Raw genomic sequence first — 24244 nt, 5'->3', positions numbered from 1 at the left:
TCTTATGACTGAATTCTATAACAAAGTTTAAAAATTCAGCTTTGGCGGAAACACCTTCAGTAGATCGAAAAGTTTTCCAGAATCCTTACCAGCCGTTCATTTGAGTTTAGAAACACAATTTGCCGCAATCCTGTTAGAGTCTGCTTTTCAAGGAACGGGCGTTGTTGGTTGGTTAAGAGTGCGGTTCAAGCGATCGCGATCATCAGCCCCAAAGCGTCGGCTGAAACGCTGATTATTTCGTCAAATTACAAAAGTTTTCGATCTACTGACCTTAGCTAAATCAAGAGAGAAATCAGGGAAGCAGGGAAAAGTTATTATCTCATTTGACAAGAAAATTCGCTTATTTGAATAACCATATCTGCCTTGATTATCCTGATATGGTTCACTGTAAGCTTCCAAATAATTATCGAATAAATTGAATATCCAATAATCAGTAATACCCGCTTTAGCATAGAGAGGTATTTTAACATCTTGGTCATAAGCTAAAGAAGAATCGGAAACCTCCATCACCAATAACACATCAGTTGGTTTAGGGTGAGCCGATAGATAATCATCAGCACGGTTTTGAACAATCGCAAAATCAGGCTCAGGTTCACTATTAGGTGGCAAAGTAATTGGCGCTTGTGATTGCAAAGTAGCCTTGTCTCCCAGTATTTTGGGGAGTTCTTTCAACAGTTTTCTTAAACAAGTTTCATGGGCTGTACCTTTGGATGCCATTTCAATAATTTCCCCGTTGATTAATTCAATGTGGTCATCTTCATGGAAAAAGCCCAATTCTCCAAGCCTGTGGTATTCATCCAGTGTGAAGCGTTTAGCTTGAGCAATACTCATAACTTTACCTTTCTCTCATTGCCATAATCCCTATTCTAAATGTGTCAGAAATTGGTATGCTAAAGGACGAGACTCGCTATGAAAGCAAACAATGCCTGCGCCTACTATCAATCCCACCATCACTGCCTTTCCCTTGACAGCCGTAGTCGGTCAAGAAGCAATTAAATTAGCCTTGCTGTTAGCCGCAGTTGATCCTGGTTTGGGAGGAGTAGCGATCGCAGGTCGTCGTGGTACGGCAAAATCTGTAATGGCTCGTGCTATCCACGCTCTACTACCGCCGATTGAAGTTGTCAAAGGTTCAATCAGTAATTGTGACCCCAATCACCCAGAAGAATGGGATGATCAACTTTTGGCGGAGTACGCAGACAAAGATATTCAAGATGTTCCCGTCGAAATTATTCCCGCACCTTTTTTACAAATCCCTCTAGGTATCACCGAAGACCGACTATTAGGTTCAGTAGATGTTGAAAAGTCGGTAAAACAAGGTGATACTATTTTTCAGCCTGGATTACTCGCTACAGCAAACCGGGGTGTACTGTACGTAGATGAAATTAATTTATTAGATGACCAAATATCAAATCAGCTTCTAACAGTATTATCTGATGGACGCAACCAGATTGAACGGGAAGGGATTAGTTTTCAGCATCCGTGCAAATCCCTATTTATTGCCACCTACAATCCAGAAGAAGGCGGATTACGGGAGCATTTATTAGATAGAATTGCGATCGCACTTTCTGCTGATGGTGTACTCGGCTTAGATCAAAGAGTAGAAGCAGTTGAACAAGCGATCGCTTATTCTAAATCTCCCCAAGACTTTCTCAAACAGTACAACGAAGATTTAGACTCCCTGAAAACCCAAATCATTTTGGCACGGGAATGGTTGAAAGAAGTCATCATCACCCATGAACAAATTGCCTACTTAGTCGATGAGGCCATTCGCGGCGGAGTTCAGGGACATCGCGCCGAGTTATTCGCCACGCGGGTTGCCAAAGCTGCTGCTGCTTTGGAGGGACGAACAACAGTTAATGCCGAAGATTTGCGCCGTGCTGTAGAACTAGTGATTGTACCACGAGCTACAGTTGTGCAGACACCGCCACCCGAACAAGCACCGCCACCGCCTCCACCCCCACCGCAACAGAATCAAGAAGAATCCCAGGACGAATCAGAAGAGGAACAAGAAGAACAGGAAGAACAGGAAGAGAATCAAGAGCAAGAACCCCCCGACATCCCGGAAGAATTTATCTTTGATCCGGAAGGAGTAATCCTTGATGACAACGTGCTGTATTTTACTCAAATGGCGAAGCGGCAAGGTAAATCTGGTAGTCGCAGCGTCATCTTTTCCGATGACAGGGGACGCTACATTAAGCCGATGTTGCCCAAAGGGAAAGCGCGACGCATTGCAGTAGATGCAACACTGAGAGCTGCTGCTCCTTATCAAAAAGCACGAAGAGAAAGACAACCAGATAGAAAAGTTATTGTCGAACAGCCTGATATTCGCTCGAAACGCCTGGTACGCAAAGCGGGGGCGTTGGTAGTATTTGTAGTAGATGCTTCTGGCTCAATGGCCCTGAACCGAATGCAGTCGGCTAAAGGTGCGGTGATGCAACTGTTGACAGAAGCTTATCAAAACCGTGACCAAATAGCATTAATTCCCTTCCGGGGAGAACAGGCAGAGGTATTATTGCCTCCAACACGTTCTATTGCCTTAGCGCGTAACCGTTTGGAAAGGTTGCCCTGTGGTGGGGGTTCGCCCTTAGCGCATGGCTTAACTCAAGCTGTGCGCGTCGGCTTAAATGCTCAGATGAGTGGGGATATTGGGCAAGTTGTCCTTGTAGCAATCACCGATGGGCGGGGTAATATTCCCTTAGCGCGTTCTTTGGGTGAACAGCTAGAACCAGGAGAAAAGCCAGATATTAAAGGAGAATTATTAGAAATTGCTGCCAGAATTCGTGCTTTGGGGATGCAACTATTAGTAATTGATACGGAAAGTAAATTTGTGTCTACTGGCTTTGCTAAAGAATTATCGCAAACAGCAGGGGGTAAATATTATCATTTGCCAAAAGCGACAGATCAAGCTATTGCTGCCATGACCAAAGGTGCGATCGCTGATTTAAAATCTCGATAATTAGTCATTTGTCATTTGTCAGTTGCTTTTCTACTAACCACTGACCATTGACTAATGACTACGATCCAGTTGGCATTACCTGTGGTTGCAAATAGCAAATCAAATCTTGGATGCCCTTTTGCAGATACCGCGTTACTGTCATTGGGCTGGTGCCAATATTCTTAGCAGCATCTTTGCGAGAAAGTTCCTTCAAAAATACCATTTCAACTGCCATCCGGGGCTTTTCTTCCAACATATTGATTGCGCCTTGGAGTTGTTGGCGTTCTTCTTCTTGTTGTAAAAGAACATGAGAACGAGGACAAGGAAGTGCTTCACCCAAGGTTATTTGGCAATCAACATAGTTAACTGCGGTTGCATCTAAACTCAAAGGCATCCGATTTTGAGCAGCTAACTTGGTTTCTTGCCATTCTTGCACAGATACCCGCAGGTGGCTGGCAATTTCAGCATCCTTGGGCTGACGACCTAAAGACATTGCCAAGTCCTTGCGAATCTTTTGCCCTTCATTATATAATTCTTGCCAACGACGGGGAATTTTTAATAGAGTACTGCGATCGCGCAAAAAGTGCAGCATCTCACCGCGAATGTATGGCACAGCAAAGGAACTAAAAGCATATCCTTGGCTGGGATCAAAGCGTTCAATTGCCCTAATCAATCCAAAATAACCGATTTGTTCTAAATCTTCATAAGGTTCATTACATTGATGGCTGAACTTATGAGCCATCTTCCGTACTAAGCCAGTATGTAACTGTACAAGTTTATTACGAAGTTTAATAGATGGATTCTGGTGGTACAAGTGTAATAATTCTATACCATCAGTTCGTAAAGAGGACTCACTTGTTGCCATATACATTCCTTTGTTGTGACTCCTATTCCTGGGAAAATGGAGTTGCGTATATTTTCTTTTAAGCTGTCATTATTTTCCTTAGTTGGGGCTGAATAAGCCATCGTCGTTTCACTGAACTTGTAAGGGGTCGCACTCCGCAATTCAGTATTTGTACGCATGATTTTGCTACTCTCTCTGTTGCAGATTATGTCTGTTTTTTAGATAAATCTTGAATGGCACATAATCTTTAGCTTTTGCAACAAAAACTAGCTATTTATGCTGAAAAATGCATCACTGATCTAATAGCCATTTGTCGTACTGAGGGCAACGTGCATCCGCACTGAATGAATCGTAAAAGAGACGGGCGACTCTAATTTTTAACAACAAAGCCGCCCTTCAGAAGTGACAACGATATTAAATCGTTGGCTGTTAACCGCAAAGATTGGTAACAATAGGAATAAGCACAACGTTTTCCTAAAAAACAGTTTTTCAATATGAGCAATACCAGTAATTTTCGTGAAGCTATCCGTGAGGCTAAATCTCACGCCCTCGTTGGCCCAAACGTAATCGCCAATGCCCTCCCCTACGTTGGTGGTGGATTAGTGCTAACGGCATTAGGAACCTACGGCGGTTTGGGAGTTATCCGTACTAACCCCGAAATATTCTTTCCCACCTTCATCGGTGCGGTGATTTTGGAGCTAGTTTTGTTCTTTGTTGCCCAAAATGTTGCTCAAAAGGGCAATAAGGGTCTTGCACTACCCCTGTTAGCAACCTACAGCCTCTTGTCTGGATATACCCTCAGTGGCTTGGTATTTGTCGCCTTAAGATCCCAAGGTGTTGGCATTCAAGGCATTGGGTTGGCTGCCCTTGGTTGTGGCGTTACTTTTATTGCTGCCCGTCAAATTGGTTCAAATCTTTCTGAACAAGATGGCATGGCTTTGACGAAAACCATCAATCTTGGTGTTATTGCCTTGGTGGTTGTGTGCCTTGCCCAATTCGGGTTTGCTATGTTTGGTGTTTACACGCCAAATTGGTTAGAAATCGCCATCTCTGGTTTAGGAGTATTTCTGTTTGTTGGGGTTTCTGTTGTGGATTTCTACATCTTGCCCCGTACTTACAGCGATGACCAATATCTGCCTGCTGCTTTGTCGATGTACTTAACTTACATCAATTTGTTCGTCTTTATCTTGCGGTTGCTAATTGCCATAAATGGCCGCGATTAATTGTCTGTAGGCAATAGCAAAAGTAAAGTTTTATAAAGTAAAAACCGTGGTTAAATTTTCAGCAACCACGGTTTTTTCATCGTTTTAATAGTAGAATATGTAGATAAGTTAAGCCTTAAATGAGCAAAACTATGCTTGAACTCTTAAATATCAAAATTGAAGTAGAAAGGTTGTCTAATATCTTGGGTAAGGGTGAGGACTGTCTTTGACCTCCAATATTTGATTGCAAGAATTCAATATTTAGATCAAGTAATTGCTCAACCAGATTTTTGGAATAATCCAACCCGTGCTTATGAAGTACTTCAAGAAATTGAATACTCCATATTTTATAAGCATCAGCAATATCAGCGCTGGTGTTCGATTCTAGAAGATATCAAAGCTGCATTGCAATTGTTGGAATTATCAGCCGATGAGCAATTGTGGCAAGAGGTGCAAAGCAACCTTACCCAACTCCACCAAGAACTCGAAACAGCAGAAATACGACAATTCTTGTCTGACCCCGAAGACAAAAAAAGTGCATTTCTGACTATTACTACTGAGGTTGATAATGCAGACAGTCAATATTGGGCATATATGTTGCTGCAAATGTACTGGCGTTGGGCAAAAAGTCACAATTACCAATTGGATGTAGTAGAGATTTCTGATGGGAATGAGGCCGGAATTAAGTATGCAACCTTAGAAATTACAGTACGTTATGCATACGGCTACCTCAAATCAGAAACGGGCACACATCAGCTACAGCAAATATCGCCCTTTGATGCTGCTAACAGCTTGCGGACCAGTTTAGCAAGTGTAGAAGTTATCCCAATATTGGATGAGTCTATTGAGTGGGAGATTCCAGAGAAGGATTTGGAAATTACTTGGCCTCGCTATCGGGGGAATGTCAACCATGTAGAAACATGGGTAAATATGGTTCACATTCCTACAGGGATTAGTGTATTTTGCGACCAAGAACGCAGTCTGATGCAAAACAAAGAGAAAGCCCTGGCTATTCTCAAGAGTAAACTGTTTGCGATGCCTACGGCTGGCTACGCCTACGCACTGGCCCAAAATGTCCAGCTTGATAAAATTCAACCCCGACAGATAAAACCTCTATCCAACAAGCTCATCCGTGAATATATCTTGCATCCTCACACCAAGGTAAAAGATTTACGTACCAATGTAGAAACACTTGCTGCGACAGAGGTATTAGACGGTAAAATTGATTTGTTTATCCAAGCCTTTCTGCAACAGCTAAATCACGCTACTTCAGTGGGTAAAGAAACGCTTGATAATTTTAAGTCACTTTTGTAACTTATATAAGTAGTGTAGAAAAAATTTGCCCAACTACAGCTAAAATCAAGAAACATAAGTAGAATAAAGAGCAATTTTCCAATCCAAAGCGCTCTATCTATCATTACAGCAAGCACTATGGAAGTTTTAGAACTCAAACGCGAAATCGAAACGTTGTCTGGCCGCCTGGGTAAAACCCAGGACTATCTTTGACGTACCTGCACTGACAGCCAAAATTCAAGACCTCGAAAAAATATCAGCACAGCCAGAATTTTGGGATAACCAAACCCAAGCCCAACAAACCCTGCAAGAACTCAACGACCTGAAAGCCCACCTCGAGCAATACGATCGCTGGCACGCCAATCTCGAAGATACTAAGGCAGTTGTTGAATTATTGGAGTTAGAAACCGATGAGGCACTACTCCAAGAAGCAGAATCTACCATTACTAAACTGAATCGTGACCTTGACCAGTGGGAGTTACAACAGTTACTTTCTGGCCCCTATGATGCGGAAGGTGCTGTACTGACGATTAGTGCTGGTGCTGGTGGCACAGATGCTCAAGACTGGGCATTTATGCTGATGCGGATGTACACCCGTTGGGGCGAAGCTCATGGCTATAAGGTAACTTTAGCTGAAGAGTCGGAGGGTGATGAAGCCGGAATTAAATCGGCAACCCTAGAAATTACTGGTCGCTATGCTTATGGTTACTTGCGATCGGAAATGGGTACACATCGCTTAGTGCGGATTTCACCTTTTAATGCCAACGGGAAGCGACAAACCAGTTTTGCAGGGGTGGAAGTGATGCCGCAGATTGATAACTCTGTGCAATTGGATATTCCAGATAAAGATTTGGAAATCACCACAACTCGTTCTGGTGGTAAGGGCGGGCAAAACGTCAACAAAGTAGAAACTGCGGTGCGGATTGTTCACCTTCCTACCGGTCTTGCCGTGCGGTGTACAGAAGAGCGATCGCAACTGCAAAATAAAGAAAAAGCTCTAAATCGCCTCAAAGCAAAGCTGTTGGTTATCGCTAAGGAGCAACGCGCCCAAGAAATTGCCGAAATTCGTGGCGATATGGTGGAAGCCTCCTGGGGAAACCAAATCCGTAACTATGTATTTCATCCTTACCAAATGGTGAAAGATTTGCGTACAAATACAGAGACTACGGCGATTGGCGATATAATGAATGGCGAACTTGATACATTCATCCAAGCTTATCTGCGCCAAGAGAATAAACTAGTAGAAAGCGCCAGCTCATAATTTTGAATTATTTACAAGTGCTAAGTAATTATTTTTAATATTACTTAGCACTTGTTATTTATTTTGAGGATTTTCCGATTGGCGCGTAGACGTAGCATTATCCCTTATTTGGTCGCTTTCAGAGAAATTCCTTAGTAATATACAGGCGATCGCCACTCTATCCCAGACCAACTGTTACAGTTATAAAAGAGTCTGTGGATAAATAACTATGAGCAACTCCCCTTCAACAGAACCTCAACCTAGCTACGTAAAACTCGCCATGCGAAACATGGTGCGTAAGGGGGCAACTTCCCTGAAGCATTTTGGATTGACTGCCGTAGGGCTTTTAGCTCTCCTTGTTGGTCTTGCTTACCTAACTCACTAAACTAGTCATTAGTCATTAGTCATTAGTCATTAGTCATTAATTATATTTAAAAGGACAGATGACCAATGACAAAGGACAAAGGGCAGCCTTAACAACAAACCATAAACCTCAGATTAGGAGACTGTGTGCCCCTGAGCGTTGAACTATATGTAGAGGATGATTTTTACGAGTTGTCCCCGACAACATCTGCAAAAATTGGGGACACTGATCCCCGAATTCCTACTGAAACTTGGGAAAATTGGTTTAATCGCTGGTTGGAAATACTTCACCCTCAGATTCCGCCAGCGCCAAGTTATGAAATAGGGCTGCGTTTGACAGATGACGCGCAAATTCAAGAACTGAATGCCCAGTATCGTCAACAAAATAAGCCTACAGACGTTTTAGCCTTTGCTGCTTTGGAGGTGGATTTTCCTCAAAGTAAAGAAATGCTTGCTTCTATACCATTATACTTAGGCGATATCATCGTGTCTGTAGATACAGCACAACGTCAAGCTCAACAGCAGGAACATAGTTTACCAACTGAGCTAGCTTGGTTAGCTAGTCATGGTTTATTGCACCTGTTGGGCTGGGATCATCCTGATGAAGAAAGTTTGGGGCGAATGTTAGAACAGCAAGTGAGATTGCTGAACACAATAGGTATTTCTATTGACATAGAATAGCAGGAATTTGTGTATACCTATAGTGTTAATTTTTGGTAATACTTTTATAATACTTCTGTGGAAAATTGCTTAAAGATTGCCTCAAAGTTAATTTCGCCATTAAGATCGGCGAATATTCCCACTGTAGCAACTCTATTCTTGTGTTTTTAAGTCTATGTCCCAAAAAATTTCTCCATCACCAACGCCTACCTCGTTACAAACACTGGTGTCTAACGAACGGGAATTTTCCTGGAAAGTAGCCTCTAATTTATTTGTTAGTTTTAAATATGCCTGGGCTGGAATCAGCTATAGTTTTCAAACTCAACGTAATTTTCGCATCCACGTAAGTGTTTGTGCAATGGCGATCGCTTTAAGCGTTTTTTTGCATCTGCAAGCCGTGGAAATAGCCGTAATTGGCGTAACTAGTGGTTTAGTTTTGGCATTAGAGTTACTCAATACAGCGATCGAGTCCCTTGTGGACTTAACCGTTAAGCAGACATACCATGATTTGGCTAAAATTGCTAAAGATTGTGCGGCTGGTGCAGTTCTTGTCTCTGCTTTGGTAGCGGTGCTGGTAGCTGGTACACTCATGCTCCCTCCTCTGGTAAAGTTAATTATATTGGCTTTGTAGAGGTGGTTTGTAATCGCCAAGTGACTCAATAAGAGGACCACACTCTGTCCGATCCCCTAGAGAACACATTATAAAACAACTCAAAATTCAAGTAATGCGATGTCTACGACGGGCTACGCCAACGTGCTAAACATCCTCGGGGAAGGGTTACTTGGTAATCTTTAGGCGTCCATGCCAGCTTTATTTTTACACCTAGCGAACAAATAGCATAGGATATCTGTCTATGCTTTGTTGCAACTGATGAGTGGTAAAAACCAGGAGTGATAGGCTTTGATTATAGTTATCGATAATTACGACAGTTTTACATATAATTTAGTGCAATATCTGGGAGAACTTGCAGCAGAATTCCCAGTAGCAGATGATATTAAAGTTTTTCGTAACGACAAGATATCCATAGATGAGATTCGGGCATTAAACCCAGAAGCTGTGGTTATTTCTCCTGGCCCAGGTCGCCCGGAAGATGCCGGTATTTCCCTAGAATTGATTAAACAGCTAGGCCAAGAGTTGCCTATTTTGGGTGTCTGTTTGGGACATCAAAGCATCGGTCAAGTATTCGGTGGTAAAATAATTTCTGCTCCAGAGTTGATGCATGGCAAAACCTCTCAGGTGTCTCACACTGGGGTGGGGGTGTTCCGGGGATTAGAAAATCCTTTAACCGCCACTAGGTATCATAGTTTGGTAATCGAACGTGAGACTTGCCCAGATGTGTTAGAAATCACCGCTTGGGTTGAAGATAACACCATTATGGGAGTGCGACACCGGAACTATCCTCACATTCAGGGCGTCCAATTTCACCCAGAGAGTGTCCTGACATCTTCAGGAAAACAGTTATTGCGAAATTTTCTGGAACAGTTACAGTCGAGAGCATAATTAATGAAACGACGACAGTTGATGGGCTATGCTGGGGCGGGTTTGGTCACAGCTTTGGTTACTAACTTGGGTTCTGAATCTCAAGCTGACGCACAATCTAGCGGTTTATCAGTTCAGTGGTTGGGTCATACTTGCTTTCTTTTTACTGGTGGCGGTGCGAAAATCCTCGTCAATCCATTTCGGTCGGTCGGCTGTACTGCTAAGTATCGTCCACCAAAAGTTGCAGCAGATTTAGTACTGATTAGCAGTCAACTGCTGGATGAAGGTGCTGTGGACGTACTACCGGGAAATGCAAAACTCATTTATGAACCAGGAGTTTATGAGTTTAAAGGCATTAAGTTCCAAGGAATTGCCATAGACCACGATCGCAAAGGTGGTAGGCAGTTTGGTTCAAATACTGCTTGGAGTTGGCAGCAAGGCGGAGTTAATATCCTCCACTTAGGCGGAGCCGCTGCACCCATTTCCATTGAGCAAAAAATCTTGATGGGGCGGCCAGATGTAGCATTCATTCCAGTGGGAGGCAGTGCAAAAGCCTACAATGCTCAGGAAGCAAAGCAGGCTGTTCAAATCTTAAATCCTAAGTTGGTAATTCCAACCCATTACCGCACACAGGCCGCTGATGCTGCTGCGTGCGATATTTCGCCACTAGATGATTTTCTGACCTTGATGCAAGGTATGACAGTGCGGCGTAGTAATGGAGATAGTATTTCCATTAACCCTGGTAAATTACCGGAAAATAGCGAAATTCAGGTTTTGAGTTACAAGTTTTAAGGAGCAGGGGATGAGAGGATGAGAGGATGAGGGAGCAGGGGGAGATGAGGAGAGACAATTCCTAACTCCTAACTCCTAACTCCCATTTCTAGCTTTTAAAACGTATACCATTCTGGGCCAAGCTTATCTGCTTCGCTGATAGGAGTTTCAACAGCTGTTGTCTCATTTATAGTCCAAATGTTGTCTGCACTTGCTGTCTGATCACGCCAATAGATATCGGTCTTACCGTCGCCGTTATAATCGCCAAGAGATGGAGCCAAGGCAGCGTTATTAGTCGGTAAGAAAGCTTCAGTAGCAACTGTTGTACCATCCATCAACCAAGCGGTGTTTGCACCTGTGGTTCCATTGTGCCAGAAGATATCGGTCTTGCCATCACCGTTAAAATCACCAATCTTGGAAGTCCAAGATGAGTCAAGTGTACCCAAAGCACCTTCTGTGACTAAGATACCATTCATCGTCCAAATCTTGTTTTCACCTGTTTGGGCGTTTCTCCACAGCAGGTCAGTGCTTAAATCGCCGTTAAAATCACCAACGCTATAAGTCCAGGCTGCGTCTTGTGATTGCAGGGCAAATTCACTCTTTTGCGTACCATCCATAAACCAAACGCTGTTATCGCCAGTTGTTGAATTACGCCAGAAGATGTCACTCTTGCCATTACCGTCGAAATCGACAATGGTAGGAGTTAGTGCTGCGTCTGTAGTGTCTAGAACAGTTGCAGTGACAACTGTTGTACCATCCATCTCCCAAATAGCATTCTCACCAGTTTGAGCATTATGCCAGAAAATATCAGTTTTGCGATCGCCGTTGAAATCGCCAATCTGAGAATTCCAGGCTGCATCAACGCTAGTTAGAGAAGCCGCATTAGCAACTCTTGTACCATCCATGAGGACAATGCTATTCTCACCGGTTGTCTTATTGCGTAATAAGAAGTCGGTTTTGCCATCATTGTTGAACTCGCCAATTTTGTAATCATAGGCGGCTAGGTCAAATTGGCCCAAAGAACCCTGTTCGACAACTGTTGTCCCATCCATCAGGCGAACGATAATTTCACCGGTTTGGGTATTAACCCAAAGCTTGTCAGTTTTGCCATCAGCATTGAAGTCAGGAACAATCGCCGCACTGGTTAAGTAAGGATTAGGATTGGGATTTGCTGAGGTTTTGACAGGCCGGGTTAACGGTTCATTTTGTAGTGTTAGTGAGGAACTTTTACCCCCAAATCTCAAATCAGAATTTAAATTCTCAAAAGAAGATGTCAAAATTTCTGATTTTTTGAAAGATTCTTCTGCCCATGCAGATGTATTCAAAGATAAGGATGAGGATTCTGCCTTTCCAAACATGGTGTGTTTTTATGATTGGTTGTCATATTTTTTTAACGTTTTTTTGAACCCTATTTCTGTAACCAAATAACATTTACTAGGTTTTCAATATTTCTTTATAACTATATTTTTTGAAGATAAATATCTGTTGATATTAAACGATGATTATGAAAAATTCAAGCTCTATACAAACAATTGCAAAAAATTATTTTGTGTTTTATATATAATGATTTATAGATAAAATTTGTTAATTTATTTGTTTTCTTTGACATTTTAAATTCTTGATTAAAACATACATATTCATGTAATTATTACTTGATTACATGAAACTATTTACACTATGTAGCCCTAATGTGAATACATAGTAGTTTGTATAGCAAGCCTAAATTATTGATGAATAATGAGATACCTTGATTCTTTGAAAGGTAGGGTATCTTAACTTTTGAATAAAATTGATTATTCTCCAAGAATTTACAACTTGAGTTGAAACAAATATTGGTTAGAATAACTTAGATTGGTAACTATTAAGAGGCATAATTTGTGCATTATCTAGTAGTAAAAAGTGTAAAATAACACAATAGTTTAATACATATATCAGCTATGCAAGCAGAATATCGGCAACGTCGTGAGCAATTAATGGCAAAAATTGGTGATGGCACAGCCATTTTTCGCAGTGCGCCAATGGCAGTGATGCACAACGATGTCGAGTATGTTTATCGCCAAGACAGTGATTTTTTCTACCTAACTGGTTTTAACGAACCACAGGCAGTAGCAGTGTTAGCACCGCATCATTCAGAACATCGATTTGTGCTGTTTGTCCAACCGAAGGATCGCGAAAAGGAAGTATGGACTGGTTATCTTTCTGGGGTAGATGCAGCAAAGGAAATTTATGGTGCTGATGAAGCTTACCCCATTAGCGAGTTAGATGAAAAGTTGCCGCAGTATCTGGAAAAAGCCAGCCGCATTTACTATCATTTAGGACGCGATCGCACTTTTAATGACCAAATCCTGAGACATTACCAAAGTTTACTGCGGACTTATCCTAAACGGGGTACTGGGCCGATCGCCATTGAAGATACTGGCCCTGTCCTCAACAGCATGAGATTGATCAAAAGTGAAGCTGAATTGGGGTTGATGCGTCAAGCAGTTGCGATCGCAACTGAAGCGCACAATTACGCCCAAGAAATCGCCGCACCCGGACGTTATGAGTACGAAATTCAAGCGGAGATGGAACGCATCTTTCGAGTGCGGGGTGGAATGGGGCCAGCTTATCCTTCGATTGTGGCTTCTGGTGTGAATGCTTGCGTACTCCACTACATTGAAAATAATCGTCAAATGCAGGATGGAGAATTACTGCTAATTGATGCCGGCTGTGCTTACGGTTATTACAACTCGGATATTACCCGGACATTTCCTGTCGGGGGTAAATTTACGCCAGAACAAAAGACACTGTATGAGATTGTTTTAGAAGCACAAAAACAAGCGATCGCTCAAGTACAACCAGGTAACCCCTTCAAATTAGTTCATGATACAGCAGTGCGTGTCCTCACAGAAGGTTTAGTTGAACTTGGCATTCTCAAAGGTGAAATTGATAAGTTAATTGAAGAAGAGAAATATAAGCCATATTATATGCATCGCACCAGCCATTGGTTAGGTTTGGATGTCCATGATGTGGGAGTTTACCAGCACGGTGAAGACAAACCGCAGATTTTGCAACCAGGTCAAATTCTGACAGTGGAACCGGGACTATATATTGTGCCTGATACCAAACTAGCAGAAGACCAGCCAGAGACTGATGCTCGATGGGTTGGTATTGGTATTCGCATTGAGGATGATGTGTTAGTTACATCTAATGGACATGAAGTTTTAACTGCGGGAGTTCCCAAAGCAGTAGATGAAGTAGAAAGATAAAAAAGGGAGAAGGGGGGCTAATTTCAAAGTCTCTCTCCCAGATTGGGAGACGTTAGAAAACCCGCCTTCAACAAAGTAAGCCGCCCCTTCAATATTGTTAAGTCGGTACTCTTTGCTGCTTAACTGAGAATAGGACTCGCCAAAGCTGATCCAGAGGTACAGAGCCTTGCTCCTGAACAAAAACTAAGGGCAAGAGAGCAGCCGTCCGTAGGACGGTTGAAAGAACAAATAGCCCCAGTAAGCCACCGGCACCAGGCAGAGTCGCGAGAAAGCTACCAGCTATGATTCCTATTGCTCCAGTGACACCAGCAACCGCCCCGGCGATCGCGAAGTAAGTAGACTGATTTGTTACCGGTGCCACTCCCATCATCAGATTGTTGGTACACAGGTCTATGGCCGCCCACGTCCCAGATCCCAGCAGGTGTAAAAAGGGCAACCATATCCAAAGGGAAATTGAATCATTGCCAGCTACTAGCCATAATAGAGGCGTCACCGCTACCAAGATTCCTACTAATAACATGATGGGACGATTCCCAATCCGGTCAGACAGTTTACCCCAGAAAACCAGCAGCAGCATATTAGCACCAGATCCTAAACCGTTATAGATTGTTACTAAGCTGACATCTATATCCAGGTCATCTAGCATATAGAGGTTAAAAAAGGGAGCGCTGACGTTAACGGCAAAGCACCAGATGGCAAGGTAAAGCAGTAACTTCAAAAAATTGGCATCATTGAGGAAGCGAAGATGTATCCCGCTGCGGTATGGTTGGGGTATATCTGACCCCACGACTTTTAAAAGCTGCGGGTTCACATCGCTCATCCAGAACTGACAGCCCTGACTAAGCAGCCCAACCGCAATTCCTAGAACCAAGATTGCACCGTAGCCTTGGAGTGTTCCACTAGGCCAGATCGATACTGCTAAACCCAGCAACGGCACACCGATGAGATTCATCAAACTGAGAACACTATTGCGAAAGCCAAAATACCGCCCCCGCAACCGCCCAGGTACTAACACAGCCGTCCAGGTCATCCAGGGAGCACGGGCGAAGGCTTCAATGATATTAGCCACCAACATAATTCCCAATGTCAACAGCACCACTTGGTGCCCAGTGATACGGTAAGATGAGCTGACCAACCAAATCGCTGGCACGAGAATTATCCACAGTAGCCGCGCCGGGATGAAAATGCTCATGCAATACCAGTTGAAGCTGCTACTTCGTTCTACCAAATAAGCTCCTAGCGGTTGGAGCAGATTCACCAGCTGAGGAATAGAGGCGAGCAGACCAATTTCTACTGGACCGGCACCCAGCTCTAGCAAGAAATTACTGAGCAACGCTGAACCGATGATACTGTAAAAAACCGCAGCAAAAAGACTCTCGAGAGTTAATGCCTTGAGACTTGTGCGAATTTGCGGTTTGGAAAGTTTAATAGGCAGATTTGTGGGAAGAATTACCGTTTCTGTTAATTCCCTATCCTCTGGTATTTCCTGAATGGGGAGAGGGATCTTTTTTAGTAAGCTTTCGTCTTCTACTTCCTGGAACATACTAAATAGCCAAAATTTAAAAAGAGTTAACGCGGGCTTAATTGCTGGTTTAATGTAGAGAACAGTAGGCGCGCATCAGCCTACTGGGACAATCTTTTTGAAAGATACGTTAGGGAATAAGGGGTTATTAGCCCTGTTGTGTCACTCCATTATTAGTATAATAATATACAAAAATAAAATTGAGATACAGAGTATGGTAGAGCCTCGCTCACCCGTACAAACCATCAACTTTGTGGACGAATATTGTCTGTTGTATGAAAAGCTGTTTTCAGATGTTAGGCTTTTTGAAGCATTTAAGTATCTACATATAGGAATATAGGATGTATTTCTGATTTAAAACCCAAAAGCCTCCCCAAAATAGCAAAAATTGTCGGATTAGATAACTATCAAGGGCTACATCCTGCACTTAAAAACATCATCTTGGGATGTAGAGAAGTTAAAAGCTTTGTGTTTATAACTAATTAATTTTACAGATACTAAAAGGTAGACCAATCATTTTAATTATTGATGAGACAGGAGATAGAAAGAAAAAAACTAAGATTGATCTACGTTAGTTGTGATTTAGATAGACTAGGGCTACAGTAAGGAGAAGTTAACCCAAGCATTTTTGCAGATTTGTGGTACCAAAGTTGAAATTATCAAGCGAATCGAAGCATAATTTCAGGTGTTGCCAAAACCTGGGTTGTCGAGTGTACATTTGAGTGGTTTCCCTGGTTGCATCGCACAAGCCACGGACTATGAACTATTGCCAGGCGTGAGCGAGTTGATGAGCGAAACGGCAATGGTGCGCTTGATGTTGAAGCGCCTTGCTGCCTAAAGAGAACCTATATAAATCAGCTCTTATATGGAGTCACAACAGTTTGGAGGAAGTCTATATGTTTCACAAGATTCTAGTTGCAATCGACACCTCTGCATCCGCCAAGGATGTCTTTGATAAAGCCTTGTTCTTAGCAAGAGCGAGCAAGGGCAGCCTTATGCTGTTGCATGTTCTGTCGGGTGAAGAACAGAGCAAAATAAATATACCTATACTTCCCAGGCAGGATTACTATCCATATCCCGTGATGAGTAAAAAAACTTTGGAGTTCAATCAACAGCAGTGGGAGGTTTTGGAAAAGCAAGGTCTAGAGCTACTACAATCGTGTACGGATGAAGCAACTCTAGCAGGCGTGAGTACAGAATTCATCCAATCCCCTGGTAATCCTGGTCAAACCATCTGTAACTTAGCCTCCACTTGGGGTGCTGACCTAATCGTAGTTGGACGTCAGGGTCTATCTGGTTGGAGTGAGTTAGCCTTAGGTAGTGTCAGCAATTACGTACTCCACAATGCTCCCTGCTCAGTCCTGACTATGCAAAACATATCAAAAATGAATACTGAATCTGCTCAAGACGAATCAAGCAGAGTTAGTGCATCGGATTGATATAATTAAAGCGAAACTGAAACTACTATAAAGTTGGAGTAGTCAGCGAAATATTCAGGGAGTGAAACTATTGCGTATTTATCAGAGCGCTCTGATATGCCGAACAAACCCACCCTAAAAAGTCTTGGAAGTGAAGGAAGAATGATATTTTGGTTCCTTTAACCTCGACAAGCCAAACTACAAGTAGGTAACTGGTGACAAGAAAATAGGATAGTGCGTCAAACGTATCGGCTCAATAATTAGGGGTATGCGGAGGAAAATAAGGTGAGCGAGGTAGACACAGTGCCATAAAATATGACACATGACGCAAAAGGAAAAGCTTCTTTCGAGTGACAAGTCAGTATCAGAGTTACTGCAAACCATCGACCCTTCAGGTATTGCAGATGAATTAATGCTTTGCAACGTAGAGATATTATTGAACCTCGTAGAGGAATTAAATTCAAAGGTTAAAGACTTGGAGTCAGAAAATCAACGGTTGCGTGATGAGAGTAATGTGAGAAAACAGCCGTTTAAGACAAAATCTTGCTCGATTACATCGCAAGACTTTTTGTTACTCCAAATCAGAGGAAATGCTTAGAGTTAAAAGTCCAATTCTTGCTTGCAGCAGTGAAGACCAAACCATCCGCTTATGGAATATCGAAACAGGTGAATGTCTGAAAATTCTCAGAACTCCTAGACCCTATGAAGGCATGAATATTATAGGGGCTGTTGGTTTGACGGAATCTGTGCAATCGTCACTTTTGGCACTAGGAGCAATAATAGAAAGTTATTAAATTAAGAGCAGCCCTCGACAAATTCAACTTCTGGTAGTTTACCTGAGCGAAACTGCATAACCAACTTACCATCAGTCTCGAAGACAACGCGATAGTTTTGGTCAGCACGGTCTTTGGGGATAAATGTCAAGTAGTGTCCGCCTTGGACGTATTTATGAGGTGTAACTTGAATTTGTTCTGGGTAAAGAGACTTAATTTGCGCTTCGGTGTGGCCAATTTTTGCACCTTTGAGGGTAGTAATCTGGGTATTCTGCCGCACATCTACTCTAGAAATGCGACCTTTTGTCACCATGAACGAAACATTTTTGGGTTCATTTTGTGGCTTAACATAGTAGCAATTGTTATTAGGTCGATCACCCACTAGCTTAATACCAGCAGCCTTTGCCGCTTGGGAAACAGTCATCCCAACTCTTACTGTACCGATTCCATTGATAAACAGTTTTGCCTGATTTGTAAGTTTCGTTCTTGCTACAACTGTGCCGACAGTTAGAGAAGAAACTGCCAACGTTAAGGAAGCAAGAGTCAATAATTTAGCTTTACTATTCATAAATTGTGCGAATAGAAGTGGGTAGATTTTTGTATACATCACCTGGGCTACCAGTTTCGGATTTTCAAGTTAGTGATTGGCGAAATTCTGATATTACTTCAATTTGCCCAGTGGGACGGAAGAGTATGATTGTTTCTTTATCTACCCTTGGGCAAAGGCTCTCGTGCTTGCAGCCATGCCGTGGGAATACCTTCTACACCTGTAGAGACCGCCACAATACCACCCGCGATCGCACAAGTAGTATCTCTATCTCCTAAGCCACTTACAGTTAACCACAGTGCTTCTTCGTAGTTATTAAGGTGCTGGGCAGCACACCATAGTGCAAAGGGGACTGTATCTTGTGCTGAGATATGAGTACCATTTCCCAGCATAGTAGCTGCTGATTGCACTGGTGTTCTCTCCGACAAACCACAAGCAAGGCGGATTTTTGACTTTACCTCACTTTCTGGTACATAAGGTAAAACAAAGTTAAGAAACTCTTGTTTACTGGGTATAGAACCTTGTAATCTCGCCGCCCAAGCAGCAGCAACTGCTACGGCAATTGCACCAGCGATCGCTTCTGGATGGCTGTGAGTTACTTCGGCGCTAAAATGAGCTTGGCTGACAACCAAATCCAGATCCTCAGCGAAGAATGCCCCTATAGGTGCAACCCGCATCGCCGCCCCATTTCCATAGGAACCCTGTCCGCCAAATAGACTACTCGCCACCTTCTGCCAGGGTTCGCCATCCAGTATTCGCGTTAGTAGTCCGTGCATTGCTGCACCATAGCCCCGTTCGCTGTCGTATTGCTTGGCAAAGCTTTCTGCCAGCCTGTCTTGGTTAATTTCTCCATATTCTTGAAGAATTGCCACAATCGAAAGCGCCATTTGGGTGTCATCGGTATAGTACCAAGGTGATGGTGGGATGGCACGGGCGACAATCAGACTTTCTGCCACATCTGGATGGAGAAAAAATCGCTCTCCAAAAGCATCACCCACTGATAAACCTTCAAGGGAGGATTGAGCGCAAAGGAGGCGAGGATCTTTTGTTGTTGGCACAATTCACTCCTAGACTAAAAAGCTATGTAGTATTTTTGTATTATAATTTTACATAAAATAATGGGGATAGTTAACACCATCCCCATTTAAATTGAGCAATAGCTCAAGATTTTTACTTAAGAGCTTACAGTTGCGGTACGTACTGTTGCTTTTCAGGTACTTCAGCGTACTCAGCCACAATCTGGCGGAATTCATCGCCGTCAATGGTTTCTTTTTCGATTAGCAGATCGACTAAGCGATCTGTGACAGTGCGATGGTCACGGACAATCTTCTTAGCGTTTTCGTAGCATTCTTCCACGATCGCTCGGACTTGTCCATCAATGCGAGAGGCAATAGATTCGGAATACTCAGAGCGGGTTGTCCAGTCACGACCCAAGAATACTTCACCCTGCTGGCTTTCCAACGATAGTGGTCCTAAGTCTGACATTCCAAAACGAGTCACCATCTGCCGTGCCATTCCCGATAACTGTTGCAAGTCTCCACCAGCGCCAGTTGTAACTTCCGCAGCCCCAAAAATTACTTCCTCAGCAGCGCGACCGCCCAAAGCACCGGTAATCCGGGCTTTCAACTGAGAACGAGAAATTAACCCTTGTTCTTCGTTGGGAGTAAACCAAGTCAAACCTTGCGCTTGTCCTCTTGGGATTAAGGTAACTTTCTGTACTGGGTCATGGTCTTTTAACAAAGTCCCAACCAAAGCGTGTCCAATTTCGTGGTATGCAATTAAACGCTTGCTCTTGCTATCTACCAAGGGAGTGCCTTCCATCCCAGCGACTACCCGATCCACCGCATCATCAATTTCGCGGAGGGTGACAGCTTCTTTGCGTCTTCTAGCAGTAAGAATTGCTGCTTCGTTGAGTAAGTTGGCTAAGTCAGCACCAGTGAATCCAGGAGTGCGGCGAGCGATCGCATCTAAAGATACACTAGGGTCTAGTTTCTTGTTGCGTGAATGGACTTGCAAGATTTCTAAACGCCCTTTGATATCGGGTGCATCGACAGTTACTTGTCGGTCAAAGCGACCGGGACGCAACAATGCTGAGTCTAGTACGTCGGGACGGTTGGTGGCAGCAATAATAATGATGCCTGTATTACCTTCAAACCCGTCCATTTCGGTGAGCAACTGGTTAAGGGTTTGCTCTCTTTCATCGTTACCGCCACCGATACCAGCGCCCCGTTGCCGTCCAACAGCGTCGATTTCATCGATGAAGATGATACAGGGGGCATTGTCTTTAGCTTTCTTGAACAAATCGCGGACACGGGATGCACCCACACCAACGAACATTTCCACAAATTCCGAACCGGAAATACTAAAGAAAGGTACGCCTGCTTCACCAGCGATCGCTTTTGCTAGTAAAGTTTTACCAGTTCCAGGAGGCCCAACTAACAGCACTCCCTTGGGAATCCGTGCGCCTACAGCAGTAAATCTTTCTGGCTGCTTAAGGAAAGTGACAACTTCTTGCAATTCTTCCTTAGCTTCTTCAATCCCAGCTACGTCGTCAAATTTGACCCCGGTTTTCGCTTCCATTTGGAAACGCGCCTTGGATTTGCCGAAGTTCATCGCTTGACCTGGCCCGCCGGGGAGGTTGCTAGAACGGCGGAACAAAAAGAACAGCCCGGTAATCAATAAAACTGGAAATATGAGATTGCCCAACAATCCCCAAATTGCGCCATCATTCCGCATCGGGTGAGCATCAAAACTAATGTCTTTTTCTTTGAGCTTGCTAATTAACTCAGGAGCGTTAACAGGCAAATCTACACGCCACCTTTGGACACGATTTTCGATGTCTGGATCGCGGGCTTCTATAATTGCTGTCCTACCGCCTTCGTACAAATCCACACTGGTGACGCGATCGCCATCCAAGTATTCTAGAAAGCGACCATAAGTCATGCGGGTATTGGCTGCATTCTTACTCATGTCAGTAGGAGCGCCTGCAAAGGCCCCTTGCCAGAAGAAAAAGCCAATTACCAAAGCCGGCAACGTCCAGAGTACTACAACTTTCCAAGAGAATTTCATTTTAATTTGCCTCTAGATGCCTATACAACTCGTTAGCATTAGCAACTGAATGTGAATCACTCTGTCACTTTAAGCTGTTAAACGGATGTCTATAAATCCATTTTGTTTAATTGGATCTCTTATATGCACTGCCATAGAGCGATTGACGCATTATGGCAATGCCAACAAGAATCTTAATCAAAGTTAACTTAATTTTAATACAATATCGCACGAGAAAAGGGAGGCAACGGGATGCAAAGCTATGGAGAATTTCTTCACAATGCTCCTCGTGTGGTTTTAGCCCCTGACAATCATCATCAGGAAGCAGGAAGTTGGGGATGAGGCGCAGGGAGCAGGAGGACAAGGGGACAAGGTAACTTGTGAGAACTTGCAACAAGTCTTTCCCCTTGTCCCCAATTCTCCTTGTCCCATTCCCTACTTAACTTCTGTAATTTTTAGAGTGTAAGGAAGATACTTACCTTTTTCGTAGGAACCAACCCAAATTTGGTAACTTCCAGGCAGCCATTCACCAATCATGCCGGCATTTTTGCCATCAAAATCATCATTGCACCAAGTACCACCGGGCCCCTTGATAATCATGGTGGTGTCTTCAGGACTTTGCACTTGCAGCTTCAGGTAGTCAAATTTACTTGTTAGCGCTAATGTATGATCTGGTGTTTCATCAACAAATCCGGTACAAGGGCCAGTGGCTGTTTCGCTTCTCCCACCTACTTGATTGCCAGATATTGAACCACCGCTCATCCCGCGAACTGTCAGGGGGTCTGGCGAAAACTGAGGGCTAATGGTGACATCTCCAAATATTGTTGGCGCTTCCTGAGCATCAACGGCAGCATTAACTGTCGATGTGATGAAGAGTGTAACCATTATGAACCATAATCTCATCCCTCTATTGAGCGCTTTTGTCAGCATTGTAATTACGTTCGCTTCTAAGTATTTTGGAAGACATGAATTTTACACACCAAGTTCCCAATGTGAGGAGAATTGACTACCTATTTTAAATTTGAAATTGGGGCAAATTCATTAGTAATTAGTCAATGATTTCTTGTTCTTATAGTTGCTTTACCTTATGGATAGGGGCGCACATTTGTGCGCCCCTAAAATCTCAAAGATTTCTAAAATCTGGAATTAATCGCTAATTAGCTTCCGTTATTGCCCTACTCAAGCGCGATTTGTCTAAACCAATCTGATTTAGTAGTAACCAAGATTGGATGAGGTCGGGGCCATGAACATCTCCAGTTAAGGCTGCTCGGAGCGATCGCATTACTAAGCCTTTTTTGACTTTTTGCTCTTTCACCACTTGTTTGATAATGTCCTGAGCCGCGGCTTCTGACAGTTGCGGCTGATTTTCTAAAGCTGTGACAATCCCCTCAAGGACAGCAGTAGAACCTTCTTGCTTGAGTTGTGTACTACCTTCCTCGCTAAATTCAACTGTGTCAGTAAAAAACAGTTGGCTTTGAGGTACTGCATCTACTAAACGAGTCAAACTCTGGCTAATTAAAGTTGCTAGCTGTTCTAACCAGGGGCGTTCTCTTCCACCATCAAATTTATACCCAGCCGCTTGCCAATAGGGTATGAGTAAATCTGTGAGTTTATCTACTGGCGTCTTATGGATATACTGACTGTTCAACCAATCCAGCTTGTCCCAGTCAAACTTTGCACCTGCTTTATTTACACGCTCAAAGCCAAACTCTTTGGCTGCTGCTTCTAAGGTAAATATTTCTTGAGTTGAATCAGGTGGTGACCAACCCAGCAATGTCATGTAATTCACCAAACCTTCAGCAGTAAAGCCCATTTGCTTAAAGTCAGAAATGGAAGTAACTCCATCCCGCTTAGAAAGCTTGCGCCCTTCCATGTTCAAAATTAGCGGTGTGTGAGAAAACTCTGGAATTTTTGCACCCATTGCTTCATACAGCAGAATTTGCTTGGCGGTATTGGCAATGTGGTCTTCTCCCCGGATGACATGGGTGATTTGCATATCGATGTCATCCACTACAACTACAAAGTTGTATAAAGGTTGGCCGCTTCCTTCTTCTGAGGCGCGGGCGATGACCATATCACCACCTAAATCGCTACCTCGCCAAGACATCTTTCCCCTTACTAGGTCGTTCCAGACAATTTCTCGCCCATCTTCGATTTTGAAGCGAATTACAGAGGAGCGACCTTCTGCTTCAAATGCGGCGCGTTGTTCTGACGTGAGATTGCGGTGACGGTTGTCATAGCGAGGAGCTTCGCCTCTAGCTTTTTGCGTTTCTCTTAGAGTTTCTAGTTCTTCAGAAGTGGTGTAGCAGCGATAGGCTAATCCTTGATCTAGCAGTTTTTGTACTGCTTCTTTATAAAGATCTAGGCGTTGAGATTGGAAAAATGGCCCTTCATCCCAGTTAAGTCCTAGCCAGCGCAGTCCTTCAAGAATATTGTCGGTGTATTCGGGACGCGATCGCTCTAGGTCTGTGTCTTCTATTCGCAATATAAATTTACCGCCGTGGTGACGGGCAAATAGCCAGTTAAATACAGCTGTTCTAGCTGTACCAATATGTAAATTTCCAGTTGGACTCGGCGCAATACGGACTCTAACGGTCACAGTTGATTCTCTCTTTCGCAAAGCATGATAAATGTAGCTTATATTCAAACCCTGAATTCTGAGTCATCCCTTTGGGTAATTCAAAATTCAAAATCACCGAAGTTTAGTTCGGTGATTCACTTTTCATAAATTTAGAACGGGACTGACGGGGCTCGAACCCGCAACTTCCGCCGTGACAGGGCGGTGCTCTAACCAATTGAACTACAGTCCCTTGTTTGGCAACTTTGCTATTATCACTATTTTTTTTCTGCTTGTCAAGTGTTTTGGAGTTGGAAATTAGGAATTATTCTTGTCCTGCCTC

The 24244-nt window shown here is 43.3% G+C and carries 23 protein-coding genes, 1 tRNA gene and 2 pseudogenes; 16 read left to right on the top strand and 10 right to left on the bottom strand.

Annotated features, from left to right (window positions below; all coding sequences use genetic code 11):
* The first annotated feature begins 100 nt into the window (after nucleotides 1-100).
* Nucleotides 101-232, top strand: a complete 132-nt coding sequence (locus tag H6G26_RS43730) for a hypothetical protein (protein ID WP_277883785.1) — start codon at nucleotides 101-103, stop codon at nucleotides 230-232.
* An 8-nt stretch (nucleotides 233-240) separates the two neighbouring features.
* Here H6G26_RS43730 and H6G26_RS10450 read toward each other — a convergent pair whose 3' ends face one another.
* Nucleotides 241-831 (bottom strand): Uma2 family endonuclease, encoded by a 591-nt coding sequence (locus H6G26_RS10450; RefSeq protein ID WP_190729173.1) that lies wholly within the window; start codon nucleotides 829-831, stop codon nucleotides 241-243.
* 91 nt (nucleotides 832-922) lie between these two features.
* On the opposite strand from H6G26_RS10450, the gene bchD reads away from it, so the two are divergent.
* Nucleotides 923-2956 (top strand): magnesium chelatase ATPase subunit D, encoded by a 2034-nt coding sequence (gene bchD / locus H6G26_RS10445; protein ID WP_190729172.1) that lies wholly within the window; start codon nucleotides 923-925, stop codon nucleotides 2954-2956.
* A gap of 58 nt (nucleotides 2957-3014) precedes the next feature.
* Here bchD and H6G26_RS10440 read toward each other — a convergent pair whose 3' ends face one another.
* Entirely contained in the window at nucleotides 3015-3800 is a 786-nt protein-coding gene (locus H6G26_RS10440) for an RNA polymerase sigma factor SigF (protein WP_094329630.1), read from the bottom strand.
* Between the two features lie 473 nt (nucleotides 3801-4273).
* Between H6G26_RS10440 and H6G26_RS10435 the strand changes: the two genes are divergently transcribed.
* The 8 genes from H6G26_RS10435 to H6G26_RS10400 all read left to right on the top strand — a co-directional run bounded on the left by H6G26_RS10435 (nucleotide 4274) and on the right by H6G26_RS10400 (nucleotide 10809).
* On the top strand, nucleotides 4274-5002 hold the full coding sequence (locus H6G26_RS10435; protein ID WP_190729171.1) for a Bax inhibitor-1 family protein: 729 nt from the start codon (nucleotides 4274-4276) through the stop codon (nucleotides 5000-5002).
* Nucleotides 5003-5133: 131 nt separating this feature from the next.
* Nucleotides 5134-6295 (top strand): PCRF domain-containing protein gene (locus H6G26_RS10430; RefSeq protein WP_190729170.1). Its coding sequence is split into 2 segments (ribosomal slippage): nucleotides 5134-5208 and nucleotides 5210-6295, totalling 1161 coding nucleotides; the frame shifts between segments, so codons are not numbered across the junction.
* Nucleotides 6296-6412: 117 nt separating this feature from the next.
* Nucleotides 6413-7535, top strand: a protein-coding gene (prfB, locus tag H6G26_RS10425; protein WP_190729169.1) for a peptide chain release factor 2 whose coding sequence is annotated in 2 segments (ribosomal slippage) — nucleotides 6413-6484 and nucleotides 6486-7535 — 1122 coding nt in all. Because the reading frame shifts where the segments join, the coding sequence is not laid out codon by codon here.
* A gap of 208 nt (nucleotides 7536-7743) precedes the next feature.
* Nucleotides 7744-7899 (top strand): DUF3285 domain-containing protein, encoded by a 156-nt coding sequence (locus H6G26_RS10420; RefSeq protein WP_094329633.1) that lies wholly within the window; start codon nucleotides 7744-7746, stop codon nucleotides 7897-7899.
* Between the two features lie 131 nt (nucleotides 7900-8030).
* Nucleotides 8031-8558, top strand: a complete 528-nt coding sequence (gene ybeY / locus H6G26_RS10415; RefSeq protein WP_190729200.1) for an rRNA maturation RNase YbeY — start codon at nucleotides 8031-8033, stop codon at nucleotides 8556-8558.
* 154 nt (nucleotides 8559-8712) lie between these two features.
* The gene (locus tag H6G26_RS10410; RefSeq protein ID WP_190729168.1) at nucleotides 8713-9168 is read left to right on the top strand and encodes a diacylglycerol kinase family protein; all 456 of its coding nucleotides are present in this window, start codon (nucleotides 8713-8715) and stop codon (nucleotides 9166-9168) included.
* A gap of 270 nt (nucleotides 9169-9438) precedes the next feature.
* Nucleotides 9439-10038: an aminodeoxychorismate/anthranilate synthase component II gene (locus tag H6G26_RS10405; protein ID WP_190729167.1), complete on the top strand. Its 600-nt coding sequence runs from the start codon at nucleotides 9439-9441 to the stop codon at nucleotides 10036-10038.
* A 3-nt stretch (nucleotides 10039-10041) separates the two neighbouring features.
* Nucleotides 10042-10809, top strand: coding sequence for an MBL fold metallo-hydrolase (locus H6G26_RS10400; protein ID WP_190729166.1), 768 nt, complete (start codon nucleotides 10042-10044; stop codon nucleotides 10807-10809).
* A gap of 95 nt (nucleotides 10810-10904) precedes the next feature.
* Here the strand turns inward: H6G26_RS10400 and H6G26_RS10395 are convergent, their stop codons facing one another.
* The gene (locus tag H6G26_RS10395; protein WP_190729165.1) at nucleotides 10905-12146 is read right to left on the bottom strand and encodes a VCBS repeat-containing protein; all 1242 of its coding nucleotides are present in this window, start codon (nucleotides 12144-12146) and stop codon (nucleotides 10905-10907) included.
* Nucleotides 12147-12725: 579 nt separating this feature from the next.
* Here H6G26_RS10395 and H6G26_RS10390 point away from each other — a divergent pair.
* Entirely contained in the window at nucleotides 12726-14036 is a 1311-nt protein-coding gene (locus H6G26_RS10390; protein ID WP_190729164.1) for an aminopeptidase P N-terminal domain-containing protein, read from the top strand.
* A gap of 97 nt (nucleotides 14037-14133) precedes the next feature.
* Here the strand turns inward: H6G26_RS10390 and H6G26_RS10385 are convergent, their stop codons facing one another.
* Nucleotides 14134-15579: an MFS transporter gene (locus H6G26_RS10385; protein ID WP_190729163.1), complete on the bottom strand. Its 1446-nt coding sequence runs from the start codon at nucleotides 15577-15579 to the stop codon at nucleotides 14134-14136.
* A gap of 193 nt (nucleotides 15580-15772) precedes the next feature.
* Between H6G26_RS10385 and H6G26_RS10380 the strand changes: the two are divergent.
* The 5 genes and pseudogenes from H6G26_RS10380 to H6G26_RS10360 form a co-directional block, all read left to right on the top strand.
* Nucleotides 15773-16109, top strand: a pseudogene (locus H6G26_RS10380) (IS701 family transposase); the annotation flags it as partial.
* Between the two features lie 134 nt (nucleotides 16110-16243).
* A complete protein-coding gene (locus H6G26_RS10375) occupies nucleotides 16244-16396 on the top strand; it encodes a hypothetical protein (RefSeq protein ID WP_190729162.1) in 153 nt (50 codons plus the stop codon).
* A gap of 58 nt (nucleotides 16397-16454) precedes the next feature.
* Nucleotides 16455-16997: a universal stress protein gene (locus H6G26_RS10370; RefSeq protein ID WP_190729161.1), complete on the top strand. Its 543-nt coding sequence runs from the start codon at nucleotides 16455-16457 to the stop codon at nucleotides 16995-16997.
* A gap of 482 nt (nucleotides 16998-17479) precedes the next feature.
* Nucleotides 17480-17575 (top strand): annotated as a pseudogene (locus H6G26_RS10365) (IS1 family transposase); the annotation flags it as partial.
* Entirely contained in the window at nucleotides 17567-17770 is a 204-nt protein-coding gene (locus tag H6G26_RS10360; protein WP_190729205.1) for a hypothetical protein, read from the top strand. The pseudogene H6G26_RS10365 and the gene H6G26_RS10360, both read left to right, overlap by 9 nt.
* 1 nt (nucleotide 17771) lies before the next feature.
* Here H6G26_RS10360 and H6G26_RS10355 read toward each other — a convergent pair whose 3' ends face one another.
* The 6 genes from H6G26_RS10355 to H6G26_RS10330 all read right to left on the bottom strand — a co-directional run bounded on the left by H6G26_RS10355 (nucleotide 17772) and on the right by H6G26_RS10330 (nucleotide 24154).
* Nucleotides 17772-18317, bottom strand: coding sequence for a hypothetical protein (locus H6G26_RS10355; protein ID WP_190729160.1), 546 nt, complete (start codon nucleotides 18315-18317; stop codon nucleotides 17772-17774).
* 137 nt (nucleotides 18318-18454) lie between these two features.
* Nucleotides 18455-19354, bottom strand: a complete 900-nt coding sequence (locus H6G26_RS10350; protein WP_347242454.1) for an ADP-ribosylglycohydrolase family protein — start codon at nucleotides 19352-19354, stop codon at nucleotides 18455-18457.
* Nucleotides 19355-19478: 124 nt separating this feature from the next.
* Nucleotides 19479-21365, bottom strand: a complete 1887-nt coding sequence (gene ftsH2 / locus H6G26_RS10345; protein WP_190729159.1) for an ATP-dependent zinc metalloprotease FtsH2 — start codon at nucleotides 21363-21365, stop codon at nucleotides 19479-19481.
* A gap of 414 nt (nucleotides 21366-21779) precedes the next feature.
* Nucleotides 21780-22274 carry a hypothetical protein gene (locus H6G26_RS10340; RefSeq protein WP_190729158.1) on the bottom strand — a complete coding sequence of 165 codons (495 nt, stop codon included), beginning with the start codon at nucleotides 22272-22274 and terminating at the stop codon, nucleotides 21780-21782.
* Nucleotides 22275-22497: 223 nt separating this feature from the next.
* Complete coding sequence (gltX, locus tag H6G26_RS10335) at nucleotides 22498-23943, bottom strand: glutamate--tRNA ligase (RefSeq protein ID WP_190729157.1); 1446 nt, start codon at nucleotides 23941-23943, stop codon at nucleotides 22498-22500.
* A 137-nt stretch (nucleotides 23944-24080) separates the two neighbouring features.
* Nucleotides 24081-24154 (bottom strand) — tRNA-Asp (locus tag H6G26_RS10330).
* Nucleotides 24155-24244 lie beyond the last annotated feature (90 nt).

Source organism: Nostoc sp. FACHB-888 (assembly GCF_014696655.1).
Lineage (GTDB): Bacteria > Cyanobacteriota > Cyanobacteriia > Cyanobacteriales > Nostocaceae > Nostoc.
The sequence above is the reverse complement of the archived record's forward strand: the minus strand, read 5'-3'. Positions and strand labels throughout refer to the sequence as shown.

What these genes read in the sequence shown, in the direction of transcription:
- H6G26_RS10360 (WP_190729205.1), top strand. Translation starts at nt 17,567, where the DNA reads ATGCTTAGAGTTAAAAGTCCAATTCTTGCTTGCAGCAGTGAAGACCAA.
- ftsH2 (WP_190729159.1), bottom strand. Translation starts at nt 21,365, where the DNA reads ATGAAATTCTCTTGGAAAGTTGTAGTACTCTGGACGTTGCCGGCTTTG.
- H6G26_RS10355 (WP_190729160.1), bottom strand. Translation starts at nt 18,317, where the DNA reads ATGAATAGTAAAGCTAAATTATTGACTCTTGCTTCCTTAACGTTGGCA.
- H6G26_RS10390 (WP_190729164.1), top strand. Translation starts at nt 12,726, where the DNA reads ATGCAAGCAGAATATCGGCAACGTCGTGAGCAATTAATGGCAAAAATT.
- H6G26_RS10420 (WP_094329633.1), top strand. Translation starts at nt 7,744, where the DNA reads ATGAGCAACTCCCCTTCAACAGAACCTCAACCTAGCTACGTAAAACTC.
- H6G26_RS10400 (WP_190729166.1), top strand. Translation starts at nt 10,042, where the DNA reads ATGAAACGACGACAGTTGATGGGCTATGCTGGGGCGGGTTTGGTCACA.
- H6G26_RS10395 (WP_190729165.1), bottom strand. Translation starts at nt 12,146, where the DNA reads ATGTTTGGAAAGGCAGAATCCTCATCCTTATCTTTGAATACATCTGCA.
- H6G26_RS10450 (WP_190729173.1), bottom strand. Translation starts at nt 831, where the DNA reads ATGAGTATTGCTCAAGCTAAACGCTTCACACTGGATGAATACCACAGG.
- H6G26_RS10340 (WP_190729158.1), bottom strand. Translation starts at nt 22,274, where the DNA reads ATGCTGACAAAAGCGCTCAATAGAGGGATGAGATTATGGTTCATAATG.
- bchD (WP_190729172.1), top strand. Translation starts at nt 923, where the DNA reads ATGCCTGCGCCTACTATCAATCCCACCATCACTGCCTTTCCCTTGACA.
- H6G26_RS10370 (WP_190729161.1), top strand. Translation starts at nt 16,455, where the DNA reads ATGTTTCACAAGATTCTAGTTGCAATCGACACCTCTGCATCCGCCAAG.
- H6G26_RS10410 (WP_190729168.1), top strand. Translation starts at nt 8,713, where the DNA reads ATGTCCCAAAAAATTTCTCCATCACCAACGCCTACCTCGTTACAAACA.
- H6G26_RS10435 (WP_190729171.1), top strand. Translation starts at nt 4,274, where the DNA reads ATGAGCAATACCAGTAATTTTCGTGAAGCTATCCGTGAGGCTAAATCT.
- H6G26_RS10385 (WP_190729163.1), bottom strand. Translation starts at nt 15,579, where the DNA reads ATGTTCCAGGAAGTAGAAGACGAAAGCTTACTAAAAAAGATCCCTCTC.
- H6G26_RS10440 (WP_094329630.1), bottom strand. Translation starts at nt 3,800, where the DNA reads ATGGCAACAAGTGAGTCCTCTTTACGAACTGATGGTATAGAATTATTA.